Origin of the sequence: Allobosea sp. 2RAB26 (assembly GCF_052115465.1) — a bacterium.
GTDB lineage: Bacteria > Pseudomonadota > Alphaproteobacteria > Rhizobiales > Beijerinckiaceae > Allobosea.
Genome location: NZ_JBFRGS010000015.1, coordinates 43,821 through 56,866 on the forward strand (window position 1 = coordinate 43,821; position 13,046 = coordinate 56,866).

The window sequence follows — 13,046 nt, forward strand, 5'->3', positions numbered from 1 at the left end:
CTCCAATGGCCAAACAACCCGAATCCCTTGCCACCTTCGCGGCAACTGCCCGCAATGACGGCAAGAAGCCCAAGGATATCGGTCTCACTGCTACGCCCGAGACGGCACCTCTTCCCGGCGACACGAAGAAGGAGGCCGACGCGGCCACCAAGGTTCTGCGCGAAGGCGTGCTCAAGAAGGACCAGGGCGCGGACGAGGCGATCGACAAGCTCCCCGACCGCACGCGGGATCTGTGACCGAAGCTGAGCCGAGGGTGGAACGGACGCTCCGGCCCCGGACCCGGGCTCAGTGTCCGGGCCCCGGGGCAGGGGCCGGCTCGCTGGCCGTGGCCGCGTCCTTCGGCCCGCCCTTGCTGCGCTCGCGCATTCGCTGGAACACGACATAAAGCATCGGGATCAGGAAGATGCCGAAGATCGAGGCGAAGAGCATGCCGCCGAAGACCGGTGTGCCGACCGCCCGCCGGCTGAGTGCGCCGGCCCCTGTGGCAATCACCAGCGGCAGCAGGCCGAGGATGAAGGCAAAGCTCGTCATCATCACCGGGCGGAAGCGCAGCCTGGCGCCGGACACGGCGGAATCGATGATCGACTCGCCCTTGGCGCGTTGATCCAGCGCGAATTCGACGATCAGGATGCCGTTCTTCGCCGCGAGCGCGATCAGCACGACGAGGCCGATCTGGGCGTAGACGCCGAGGCTGACGCCGGTCAGCGCAACCGAGGCGACTGCGCCGAGCACCGCGACCGTGACCGAGAGCAGCACCGCGATCGGCACGTTCCAGCTCTCGTAGAGCGCGACGAGGAAGAGATAGGCGAAGAGCAGGGCGAGCGCGATGACGATCGGGGTGCCGCCGCTTGCGGCCTTCTCCTGCAGGGCCGTGCCGGTCCATTCGAAACCGAAGCCCGCCGGCAGGGTCGTCGCCGAGATGCGCTCCATGGCCTGGATCGCCTGACCCGAGCTGACGCCGGGCTTCGGCGAGCCGTTGACGATCGCGCCCCGGTAGCCATTGTAGCGCGTCAGAGCCTGCGGCCCGGTGACGAGGCGCACCTGCGAGAGCGCGTTCAGCGGCACCATCGCGCCGGTTTTGCCGCGGACATAGATCTTGCCGATATCGGTCACAGCCCGGCGGAAGGGCGTCTCGGCCTGGACATTGACCTGCCAGGTCCGGCCGAAGACGTTGAAGTCGTTGACGTAGAAGCCGCCGAGCGTCGCCTGGAGGGCGTTGAAGATGTCGGCGATCTGGACGCCGAGCACCTGCGCCTTGTCGCGGTCGATATCGAGATAGATCTGCGGGGTGTCGGCGGCGAAGGTGCTGAAGACCGCGGCGAGCTCGGGCTGCTGGTTGGCGGCGATGAGCAGGCCGCGCATCGTGGCTGCGATATCGGTCGGCGACTGGCCCTGCAGGGCTTCGAGCACATATTGGAAGCCGCCGGTGCTGCCGAGCCCGATGATCGGCGGCAGGTTGAACGGAAAGACCGTTGCCTGCTGCACGGCGGCAAGCTGCGGCCGCAGCGCCCCGATGATTGCGCCGACCCCTTGCGCCGGATCCTTGCGGTCCTCGAACGGCTTCAGGCGGATGACGAAGAAGGCCTGGTTGGAGGAGGCGAGGCCGTCGATGAAATTGAAGCCGACGACGGAAAGCACGCCCTGGACGCCGGCGACCGGCCGGACGATGCTCTCGACCTGCTCGACCACGGCCGCGGTCCGGTTCACCGAGGCGCCTTCGGGCAGGCGCATCGCGATGAAGAAGGCGCCCTGGTCCTCTTCAGGCAGGAAGCTCTGCGGCGTGGTCAGGAACAGCCCGCCGGTCGCGGCCAGGATGCCGGCGAGCACGAACAGGACGACGACGGCGACCCTGACCAGGCGCCTGACGATCGCGGCATAGCCGTCGCGGACCTTGTCGATGCCGTTCATCACATAGCGCATCGGTCCGCCGCCGCCATGGCCGCGCTTGATCAGGATCGAGCAGAGCGCCGGGCTCAGCGTCAGGGCGTTGATTGCCGAGATCAGCATGGCGGTCGAGACGGCGACCGCGAATTGCCGGAAGAGCTGGCCGCTGATGCCGGGAATGAAGGCGACCGGCACGAAGACCGCGAGCAGCACGAAGGTGATGGCGATGATCGGCCCGGTGATCTCGGCCATCGCCTTCTTGGTCGCGTCCGCGATCGAAAGCTCCGGCTCCTCCTCGACGACGCGCTCGACATTCTCGATCACCACGATGGCGTCGTCGACGACGATGCCGATGGCGAGCACGAGCGCGAGCAGGGAGACCGTGTTGGCGGTGAAGCCGATCACCAGCATGACGGCGAAGGTGCCGATGATCGAGACCGGTACCGCGACCAGCGGGATGATGGTGGTGCGCAGCTTGCCGAGGAAGAGGAAGACGACGAGGCCGACCAGCACGAAGGCTTCGAGCAGGGTGCGGATGACCTCGTCGATCGTGGCGCTGACGAAGACCGTGGTGTCGAAGAAGATGCCGTAGGCGAGATCCTCGGGGAAGCGCTTGGAGAGCGCTTCCATCGTCGCCCGCACCTTCTTGGCGACATCGATCGCATTGGCGCCGGGCGACTGGTAGATGCCCATGGCGGCGCCCGGCGCGCCGTTGAAACGGCTGTAGCGATCGGCCGTGCGGGCCCCGATCTCGACGCGCGCCACATCCCTGACGCGCACGACCGAGCCGCCCGGATTGGTGCGCAGCACGATATTGGCGAATTCCTCCGGCTTGGTGAGGCGGCCCTGCGTCTTGACCGTGAGCTGGTATTGCTGGTCGCTGCTGACCGGGGCGGCTCCGATGCGGCCGAGCGCCGCCTGCACGTTCTGGCCCTGGACGGCGGAGATGACGTCGCTCGGCGTCAGGCTGAGCGCCGTCAGCCGGTTCGGATCGAGCCAGACCCTGAGCGAGTAATCGAGCGGGCCGAACAGGCTGACCTGGCCGACGCCGTTGATGCGTGCGAGCGCGTCGACCAGGTTGATCGTCGCGTAATTGCTGAGATAGAGCGAGTCGAATGTGTGCTTCGGCGAGTGGATCTCGACCACCTGCAGCAGCGCGGCGGATTTCTTGCGGACGGTCAGGCCCTGACGCGTGACCTCGGTCGGGAGCTGCGGCTGGGCCAGCGACGAGCGGTTCTGGACATTGACGGTGTTGATGTCCGGGTTGGTGCCGAGCGCGAAGGTGACGTTGAGCGTGTAGCTGCCGTCGGCGCCGCTGGTCGACTGGTAGTAGAGCGCGTTGTCGACGCCGTTGATCTGTTGCTCGATCGGCTGGGCGACGGTGGTCTCGACCACCTCGGCATCGGCGCCGGGATAGCTCGCGGTCAGGGTGACCTGCGGCGGCACGATATCGGGGAACTGCGCAACCGGGATCGTGAAGATGGCGATGAGGCCCGCCAGCGTGATGACGATCGAGACGACGAAGGCGAGGCGCGGCCGGTCGACGAAGATCGACGAGATCACGTCTAGCTCCCGCTCGCCGGAGCAACGGGCGTGGCGGATACGGTCAGGCCGGGGCGCACCTTGAGCAGGCCTTCGACGATGACGTTCTCGCCCTCGGTCAACCCGGATTCGACGACGACATCGGCGTCCTGCTGCGGGCCCAGCTTGATGCGGCGCTGCTGGGCCTTGCTGTCCTTGTCGACGACCATGACGTAGCTGCCGGCCTGATCGACCTGGACGGCCGCCTGCGGCACGACGAGGCGTGCCTGCTGGCTCCGCTCGCGGACCTCGACCGAGACGAATTCGCCGTCGATCAGCTGGCGATCGGGGTTGGGCAGCGAGGCCCGCATGGTCACGGTGTCGGTCTGCTGGTCGACCTGCGGGTCGGTATAGTTCCAGACGCCGGGATGAGGGTATTCCTTGCCGGAGGACAGGCGAACGGTGATCGCGATCTTGCTCTGGCTGCCATCCTCGCGCCGGCGCGCCTCGCGGAGTTCCTCGAGCTGGCGCACGCTGACCTGGAACAGGACATACATCGGGTCCTGGCTGACGATGGTCGCGAGCGGGTTGCTGCTGGGGCCGACGAGATTGCCCTGCGTATAGGCCGTGCGGCCGATCCGGCCGGCGATCGGGGCGATGATGTCGGTGTAGCCGAGATTCTCCTTGGCCTGGGTCAGCGCCGCCTGGTTCTGCAGCACCGAGGCATGGGCGACGTCGAGAGCGGCGCGGTTGCTGTCGAGCGTCGCCTGCGAGACGGCCTGCGTCTTCACCAGGTCCTGCGAGCGCGCATAGGTGAGCTGAGCGTTGAGCTCCTGGGCTTTGGCGGCGGCGAGGTTGGCCGTCGCCTGGTCGAGCTGCGCCTGATATTGCACCTTCTCGATCTGGTAGAGCGTGTCGCCGGCCTTGACCTCCTGCCCCTCGGTGAACTGGATCTTGTCGAGGAAGCCCTGCACGCGGGCGATCAGCGCCACGCTTTCGGGCGCCTTGATGCGGCCGACGAAGGAATAGGACCAGGTCACGCCCTTCTTGGTGGCGGGCTGGATGCCGACGGCGGGCGCAGGCGGGGCGGCCGGAGGTTGCGCGGCTTGCCGGTCGTTGCAGGCGCCGAGCGCCAGCGCCATCAGCGCAATCGAGACAAGCAACCGGAACGTCATCCGCATGCCCCGCAATAATCAATCCCGGGGATGCAAGCCCCCAGGAACCCAAGTCCCGTAGGATCGAGACCCGCTGGGACCTGCGCCCATGGTGACAAACTTCCGGGCGCTTGCACAGAGCCCGGCTGATGCCGAAACCGCGAGGGGCTGGGTTCGCCGAGGCTGTCGGCGTCTCCGTGGCGGTTCAGAGCGGTTCGACCACGTCCGGATTCATGGCGATGAAGAGTTCAGCCTGACGCGCGAACAGCATCCAGGCCGGATCATTCTCCGAGCGTCCGGAGTGGCAGTGCATGATCGTGAAAATCGCCACCGTCCCGGCCGGTTGTTCAGGGTCGATCCGCGCCGCGCGACACATCGCCCTGGCAATTCTCTGGATGCGCGGATCAGCCCGACGACCTGCCGCGCTCACCCCCGCGGCTACGGGTTTCAATTCGTCGATCAGAGGCATGGCGGACCTCCCGTCCTGGCATAAGCCGATGCGAGACAGTCAAACGATCGGCCCGGCCATCGGTTCCCGCGGCAAAGACGCGCGCCTTTGTCGGTTGGCCATACGCGGGAGATGAAGCGGTGCTCGCCCGGTCTCAGTCACTGGCCGCGCGCGAAATCAGTACCTGTTCTGGCGCGTCACATCGCCGATCGCGGTCAATCCGGCCAGCGCCTGCGGCGACCCGTTGCTCCTGTAGAGCGCCGTGAAGACCCTGCTGGCATCGGTGTAGCGGCCGAGATGGAAGTAGGACCAGCCGCGCATCATCATCAGGTCGGTGGTTTCGGGAGCAAGACGGGCACGTTCCGACAGGGTCACCAGGGCGCCGTTGAAGTCCTTGTTGTCATATTGCGCATAGAACCGCTCGGAGAGCAGCAGCGCCGAGAGTTCGCGGCGCTGCGCGGGAGCGGGATTCGCCTGCGCGGCCGCGACATTGGCCTCCGCCGTCAGCCCCTGCTGAAGACTTGCATAGGTCTTGCCCATCGCCGCATCGGCCGCGACCTGAGCCGAGCCGGTGCGCATGGCAGCCTCGAAGGCAGCGGCTGCCGCTGCAGGGCGCTTCAGGTTGAGCAGGCACCAGCCGCGCTGCAAGGCGGCTGCGCCCGACTGACCATTGCCGCAGCTGCCGGCGACGGGCGCTGCCGCCTGGCGGCGCCGGACAGGCTCGGCGTCGATATCGGCCTGGACGGTCTGCCGGGCTGCCCGGGAGCGCAGCGGACGGCTCGGTGCGGGTTCGATCGGGTCTCGCTCGCGTATGACCGGCACCGCCGGCGCGGCGACATCATCTCGGCGCTGCTGCTGGTCACGCGCATCCTGGACTCGCGCATCTTGCCCGCGCGAGGCGCGGTTGCGGCGCGGATCGAGCAGCGCGGCAATCCGTTCCGAGCGGCCGCCCCAGTCGTTGACGATCGCGCGCAGGCCGGCCTGATCGCGCAGGCGCTGCCGTGCCAGGGCAAGCCCATAGGCGGCCGGCTCATAGCCACGGTCCCAGGAGAGGGCGGTTTCGAACCATGTCTCGGCCGGGGAGGTCTGGCCGGCATTATAGGCATACCAGCCGAGGCCGGCCGCGCCCGGCGCGTAGCGGTCTGTCGCAACGGTCTTCGCGATCCGCTCGACGACGGCGCGATCCAGTTTTGGAGCGGGCTCCTGCGTGATCAGCGACGTCACCGCGTCGAGATAGGCCTTGCGGTTGGCGGCGCCTGCGTCCAGCCATTGCGAACCCAGCGCCTCGGCCTCGCGATATTTGCGATTGGCGGCCAGCGCGAGCACCGCGCCTTCGGCCGCCTTCGCCCCGCCCTTGCGCTGCAAGGCGGACTGGAACAGCGCTTCCGCCTTGACCGGATCATTGTGGCGCAGCGTGTAGAAGCCGAACAGGATGGCATCGTCCGGCGTCGTCGCGGCGTTCGCAAGCGCCTCGACCCGCCGGATGTCGTCGGCGGATACGGTGAGCTTGGTATCTTCGGCAGCCCGCCCGATGCGCCGCCGCGCGATCTCGTCGCGGATGCTGGAGAATTCGGTCTGCCTCTCCTGCGCCAGAAGCGCGTCCGTCAGCGGGTCGGGCAGCGTCGCCAGCGCCTTCTGCATCGTCCCGATCCGTTCTGCGGGGGTGTTGCAGTTGCCCAGCACATAGGCATAGGCGTCCCGGGCCCGCTCGGGCTTGCCGGTCTGCACGAAAGCCTCGGCCACCCGCCACAGCGCGTCGACATTCGCGCAGGTCAGCAAGGCCGGCGTCTCGGTGCCGATCCGGATCACCTGCTCCCATTGCCGCGCGTTGGAGGCATTGACCAGCCGCTGCGCGGCTTCGGCGGCGTCGAGCCGGGCGACGAGATCGACAGGCGCACGCCAGTTCGGCTCCCTGGTGCCGCGTTGCGCAATCGCGGCCCGGACCTCGGCGATCTTGCCCTCAGAGAAGAGCTTCCACAGCCGCTCGAGCTCGGGATCGCCGGTTTGTGCCGGAGACGTCAGGTCGGCGGGCGGCTTCCATTCCGGGTAGAGGGCTCGCAGCCGGGCTAGCTCGGCCTCCAGGCGCCGCGTGTCGCCCTGAGATGCGAAATAGCGCAAGGCACTCTCGTCGACGACGGGGGGCCGCTGCGCCGGTTGGCCGGGCGGGGTCGCCGGCGCCTGCGCCTGAGCGAGTTCCGGCGCGGGTTGCTGGCTGTCAGGGGAAGAGCTTCCGGCCGCGGCCGCCTGACGGATCGCCGCAGGCGGCGTCAACGACAGATCGACCTCCCGGCCATGGCGGCCGAAGGCGTAGAACGCGGCACTCGCGAGGGCGATCGCCAGGACGGCGTATTTCACATGCATTGCGGATACCTCTCGCGGAGCATCGAGAGGGACAAAAGATGCAGGGTCGAGGGATAATAGGCCGTCGGCTGGAAGGTCTTCAATTCCGCCGGGATCGCGGTCTTGTCGAGCGCGCAGGCCATCGCGGCCGCGAGAATGCGATAGCCGGCGTCGGGCAGCGGCTCGACGGGATTGCCGGTCTTGACGTCGATCACGGCAGTGCCACCGGCCCATGCCTTGCGGAAGGGCTCCATGCGCGCCTTGTCGGCAAGCCCCGCCCGCATCAGATAGAGCGGGATGCGGATGGCGTTGTAGCCGAACTGGGGCGGGAAGCCGTCGGCAGGCCTGGGCGTGTCCTTGATCGAGACCCAGTCCGGGGCCAGCATCTTGGCCTTGGCAAGCGTGTCGAGCAGTTTCAGGCCGCTCGCCTGCACCTGCATCCAGCTCTGGTCGCCGGTGAGCTGCGCGAGCGCCGGCAGCGCCTCGAAGACCCAATAGGACGGGTTGACCACGGGCCCGTCGGGCCGGTCCTTCTCGGAAAAGCCGACTGCGCCGGGCATGAGCCAGGTCTCGCCGCCGCGCTTCAACAGCGCGACCTTGGCCAATGACCGGGCGATCTGGCGCGCCGCTGCCGTGTAGGCCGGCATGGCCCAGCGCGCCCCGGCGCAGGCGAGGGCCTCCGCGATCAGCAGGTCGCCGTCGCTGGCATTGTTGATGTCGGTGATATGGGGGCTCGCCTTGGGGTCCCAGCGCCAGGCCGCAAGCCCGTCGTCGCGGATCAGGAGCTCTGTGCGCGTGAACGCGAATATGCTGGCGAAGCTGCTGCGGTCGCCCGCGAGACAGGCCAGCAGCAGGCCATAGCCCTGGCTCTCGCTATGGCTGATCCCGCCATTGGCATCGTCGATCACGCGCCCTTCGGGCGTGACGAATTTTTGCCGGTAGAGCTCCCATGCGCCGTCGGGGAGGGAGGCGGACAGGGCCGACGTGAGAAGCATCATGGTGGCTGCGAATGTAGCCAGGAGCTTTCTCATGAGCGCCGCCCCAACCGTCCGAGCATCAACGCGGTGCCGATGCCGAGGGTGATGCAGGCGGCCAGGAGCGTCAGCGCGTAGGTGCCGATATTGCTCGACATCCAGTTGGCGAGGACGAGGCGCATATTGGTCAAGCTGAAGGGCCGCGTCATGAAGAAGGAGGTGCGGTCGGCGGAGAGGACATGTGTCTCCTGCCCACCCCGGAAAGCCGTGATCCTGCCGGCCATGGCAGCCCAATTGCCCGGCGTCACGATTCGGGCGACGCTGCTCTCGAGCGCCTCTTCGCGCCGGGCGACGAAGGCGGTCCAGACCTGCCGGGTCTCCGGATCGGCGGCCTGGGCTGCGATCAGGTCGGTTCCCTCGGCAGGCTCGTAGAGCGAAGACGAGCGCGACGGTGTGCGCAATTGGGCAAATGACAGGTCGAAGGTGCGCTGCAGCCAGCCGTCGAAGGCAACGAGATAGCGGGCCAGCGGGCCACCGAGCGAGTTCCGCCACCGGTCGCGGATCTCGTTCGTGGATTGCGGCACGCCGCCTGAATCTTCCGGTGTGGTCTGGCGGCCCTGGAAACGGTTGAGCACGGCGTCGAACACGGCCGTGCCATCCGCATCGGGCGGGACCACGACGGCGTCGGCGCGCTGTGGCCATGTGGCGCGGACGGTGTCGGCGATGCCGACGCGCGGCAGCAGGCCGCTTGGCAACTGGCCGGCCGCTCCGACGATCAGCGCCGGGCGATCTCCCACGGTGGCGGCATTCGCAAGCGGATCGACCGCGATGGGCCGGCTGGCGCGCTGGGCCAGGCGCGCCAGCAGAGTCGCCGCCGCACCGTAATTGGCGGCATCGAGCCGGCCCATGACCAGGGCCACGCGCGGCGCCACCGAGTAGGGAAATCCCGTGCCGGAAACGGCGGCGAGGTTTGGCTTGACGCCGATCTTCGCGAAATCCGGAACGGCAAGCGAGGTGGTATCGAACAGCGCGAAACGGCTCTTGCCCGGCAGCGTCGCGCCAGGCCCGCAGCTCAGATCGGTCTTCGCGATCGTGACGGCCTCGAGCCAGAGCTCATTGATCCCCGGCCTGAAATGCCGCATCGGCACGGTGATCGGGAACTGCTGGAACAGGCCGCCGGTCGTCGTGTTGAGCGGCACGGTCGCGGCGACATTGCCGTTGACGAAGATCTCGATATGGCTGACGCCGGGCAGGACCTCCGCGGAATAGGCTCCGTCGAGAAGAAGCGTGGCCTCACCGTAGGCGTTCGCAAAAAAGTCGCCGGGCATGGCGACGACGGCGCGCACCCGCATGCGCCGGCCGGTCGATTCCTGGGTGGGGACGCCGAGATCGGCGAAGCGCAGCACCTGCCGGCCCGTGACGTAAGGCGGATTCGGCGTGTGCCAGCTCGCCGTATCCATGCTGGTGCGGTTGATATTGGTCGGCCTCGAAACCGGCTCGGTCAGGATCTTGGCGACGACCGCCTCGATATCCGGCCAGCCCTGGCCCGTGACGAGAAGTGTGGCCGGACCCAGCTTCGGACTGGCGACGAAACCGAGGAAGCTGCGGGTGGCGGCCTCCTCCGGGATCGTGCCGAGCAGTTCACCCAGTTCGTTCGCGGTTCCGATGACAACCGTCAGCGAGCCCGGCCGCAGCCGCTCCGGTGGCCGTTCGGAGACCCGCACCACGACCTGCCCGAAGCGCCCGCGCAGGGCTACTGCCTGGGCGACGGCGAGGATGGTATTTCCCGCGATCGCCCGCGACGCGCTGGGCGCCACGATGTTGATCGTCGTCTGGCCGCTTTCGTCCCCGCCGATCGACGGCAGATCGTCGATGCCTCGCAAACGCGGTTTCGCTGCATCGGGGCTGCGAAATCTCAGTCGCGTGCCGGCGCCGTCGATGCGGGTCCAGAGCTCGTAGGTGGAGGCCAGGGTGCAATCCGTGCGGTGGCGCTGCACGACCTCGAAACCGATCGTATTCTCGCCTGCGCGCAAAAGAGCCTTGCGGATCGCGACCGAGAGCCGCGCCAGGCGGTCCGACGATGCGATGGGCTGCTCGATAACGCGCTCGCCATTGATCCGGACGGTCAACCGCGAGGCTTCCGGCATCACGACGAGCGCATTCTGGAATGCCACGTCCAGGTTCAGATCGGCAGCGGCTTCGTCCTGCGTCAGGAAGAAAGCCCAGTTGCGGGTGTCGCTCTCGCCTTCCAGGGTGACGCGGGCGGCAGGAAGCAGCGGCTTGAACGCAAAGGGGGCGGGCGCAGTCGCTGCCGCCGCGTGTTTCGGCGGCTGGCTCGGGGCAGGGGGCTCGGCAGCAGGCGCAGCCGGTGCCACGGGGGCGGGCTTCTCGGCCGGCGGTTGCTTCGGCGGCGCGATCATGAACGGCGCCGGTTCGACCGGTGTCGGCTGCACGCGCCCGTCCTGTGCCATGCCGGCGCCGCCGAGCAGCGGGAGGGCCATGGTGGCCACGAGGGAAAACTGCCCCAGCCTCATTCCGCTGGTCTCGCTGGTGCTGCGGGCCGTGTCAGGCGGTAAAGGCCGAAGAAATAAGACAAGCCGCGGCTCGTCTGGAAGATCGCGATCCGCAGGAAGCGGATCGTGCCGTAGACGACCCCCATGTTCTGGCGCCGCGCCTTCTGGAACAGGGTCCAACGCTCGGCGTCGGAAAAGGCGAGATCGGCGATCATGCGGCTGTGCAAGGCTTCGCTCGGGGCGTAGCGACAGCCCATCAGCAAACCCTTGTCGTCAGGCGCCAGGCGCATCACACGCACCGGCAGCGTACCGGCCGGCATGTTGATCGTGGTCTCGAAAGAAATGAGCGCCTCGCTGCCGACAGGCAGCTTGTCGAAAACATGGGACAGAACGCGGATGCCGACGCCGTCGACGGAGGCGTTCTCGGTGACGATCGGCGCGGTCTGCCCGTCGATGGTGATCTCGCCGCGTCGCCGCACTGCGAAGCGCCGGGCCGCGCGCCCCTCCGGCCGCTCGGAGACGACGCCGAGCGCGCAGCCCGCCATCAGCAGGTTCAGCAGGTTCCAGAGGCCGACGACCACCGTCGTGTCGGCATTGTAGGGCTCGGTGATGATCCGCCAATAGGTCGCGACGACACCGAGCGCCAGGACGCCGAAAATGATGAAGAACGGCAGCCCCAGCTCGGAGACGCGACGGGTTTCCAGAGATTCGTTCTTGGCCGTGACCTTGAAGGTCGGCTTGCCCGGATTGATGAGGACCGAGACGACCGCGGGCAGCAGGTAGACCGACTGGATGAACTCGTAGAGTTCCGAGATCCATGGCCAGCGATAGCGGCCATAGAGATAGTTCTGCATCATCAGGTTCACGACCATATAGCTCAGGATATAGGCGAAGAACTCCGCCCCCGATGCCGTGAAGATCTGCAATCCGAAGAACAGGTAGAACAGAGGCGAGATCAGGAAGATCCAGCGCGCGAAGGGAAACAGCCAGAACAGCGCCGAGGAGCAGTAGCAGAGCCGCTGCGGCAGCGAGAGACCGGTTTTGAACAGCGGGCGATGATAGATCAGGATCTGCATCATGCCCTGCGCCCAGCGCGAGCGCTGCCCGATGAAGCTCGCAAAGGTCGCCGGCTGCAGCCCAGCGATCAGCGGCTTGTCGACATAGACGCTGTGCCAGCCGGTGGCGTGCAGCGTGATCGCCGTCTCGGCGTCTTCCGTGATGCTACGTCCAGCGAAGCCATTGGTGGTCTTGAGTGCCTGGCGGCGCAGCACCGCAGCCGAACCGCAGAAGAACGAGGCGTCCCATTTGTCGAGACCGCGCTGGATGATGCCGTAGAACATCTCGTTCTCGGACGGCATATATTTGAAGGTCTGGAGATTGCGCTCCAGCGGGTCGGGGTTGATGAAGAAATGCGGCGTCTGCACCAGGAACAGCTTCGGGTCCTGGCCGAAAAAGCCCACGGTCTCCGTGAGGAAGGACCGCGCGGGCGCATGATCGGCATCGAAGACGACGATCAGCTCGCCTTCGGAGTGAGCGATGCCGTTATTGAGGTTGCCTGCCTTGGCGCTGATATTGCGCTCGCGCGTCAGATAGGTGACGCCGAGGCCCTCGCATAGCTTCTGCAGCGTCGCCCGGCGCTCTTTGGCAGCGTTGGCGGCCACGAAATTATCCGCGTTGCACTTCTCGTCGGTTCCGCCATCGTCGAGGAGAAAGACCTTCAGGCGATCCGCCGGGTAATCCATCGCGAGCGCAGCCGCGAGCGTCGTCGCCAGCAGATCCGCCTCTTCGTTATAGGTCGGCACAAAGACGTCGACCGTGGGCGCATTCTGCAGGTCGACCGGCGGTGTCTTGCGCGGTGGCAAGGGAAGCGCGACCACGAACAGGCTGAGGAACAGCATGCCGATATTATAGAACTCGGCGAGATAGAGGATCATCGCCGGGATGAAGTCCTCGATCTGGTTCGCCGGCGGCAAGGTGCTCGTCGTGCGCCAATAGATGTAGCGCAGCACGATCGCCGTTCCCAATCCCAGCGCGATCAGCCGCCAGACGCCGTCAGGCCGCAGGAACTTCAGCGCGATCATCGCCGTGACCACGATCGCCCCCGCGATCAGATGCGCCTGCAGGCTGATCGGCAAGGTGATCAGCACCACGACCAAGGCGGCGATCACAGCCCAGACGATGACGTAGATCGTTGTTCGCATCGGTCTTCAGG

At 67.0% G+C, this 13,046-nt stretch carries 8 protein-coding genes; 1 reads left to right on the forward strand and 7 read right to left on the reverse strand.

Features of this window, described 5'->3' with window-relative positions; genetic code table 11:
• The first annotated feature begins 5 nt into the window (after positions 1-5).
• Positions 6-236, forward strand: a complete 231-nt coding sequence (locus AB4118_RS24900) for a hypothetical protein (protein ID WP_441492255.1) — start codon at positions 6-8, stop codon at positions 234-236.
• Positions 237-285: 49 nt separating this feature from the next.
• Here the strand turns inward: AB4118_RS24900 and AB4118_RS24905 are convergent, their stop codons facing one another.
• The 7 genes from AB4118_RS24905 to bcsA form a co-directional block, all read right to left on the reverse strand.
• Positions 286-3,447 carry an efflux RND transporter permease subunit gene (locus tag AB4118_RS24905; protein WP_441492256.1) on the reverse strand — a complete coding sequence of 1,054 codons (3,162 nt, stop codon included), beginning with the start codon at positions 3,445-3,447 and terminating at the stop codon, positions 286-288.
• 2 nt (positions 3,448-3,449) lie between these two features.
• Positions 3,450-4,580, reverse strand: a complete 1,131-nt coding sequence (locus AB4118_RS24910) for an efflux RND transporter periplasmic adaptor subunit (RefSeq protein ID WP_441492257.1) — start codon at positions 4,578-4,580, stop codon at positions 3,450-3,452.
• 184 nt (positions 4,581-4,764) lie between these two features.
• A complete protein-coding gene (locus AB4118_RS24915) occupies positions 4,765-5,028 on the reverse strand; it encodes a hypothetical protein (protein ID WP_441492258.1) in 264 nt (87 codons plus the stop codon).
• A gap of 156 nt (positions 5,029-5,184) precedes the next feature.
• Positions 5,185-7,368 (reverse strand): hypothetical protein, encoded by a 2,184-nt coding sequence (locus AB4118_RS24920; protein WP_441492259.1) that lies wholly within the window; start codon positions 7,366-7,368, stop codon positions 5,185-5,187.
• Positions 7,359-8,345, reverse strand: coding sequence for a family 8 glycosyl hydrolase (locus AB4118_RS24925; protein ID WP_441492260.1), 987 nt, complete (start codon positions 8,343-8,345; stop codon positions 7,359-7,361). The genes AB4118_RS24920 and AB4118_RS24925 overlap by 10 nt, the downstream gene beginning before the upstream one ends.
• Positions 8,346-8,374: 29 nt before the next feature.
• On the reverse strand, positions 8,375-10,855 hold the full coding sequence (locus AB4118_RS24930) for a cellulose biosynthesis cyclic di-GMP-binding regulatory protein BcsB (RefSeq protein WP_441492261.1): 2,481 nt from the start codon (positions 10,853-10,855) through the stop codon (positions 8,375-8,377).
• Positions 10,852-13,035, reverse strand: coding sequence for a UDP-forming cellulose synthase catalytic subunit (gene bcsA, locus AB4118_RS24935; protein ID WP_441492262.1), 2,184 nt, complete (start codon positions 13,033-13,035; stop codon positions 10,852-10,854). Before bcsA ends, AB4118_RS24930 begins: the two co-directional genes overlap by 4 nt.
• Between the last annotated feature and the right edge of the window lie 11 nt (positions 13,036-13,046).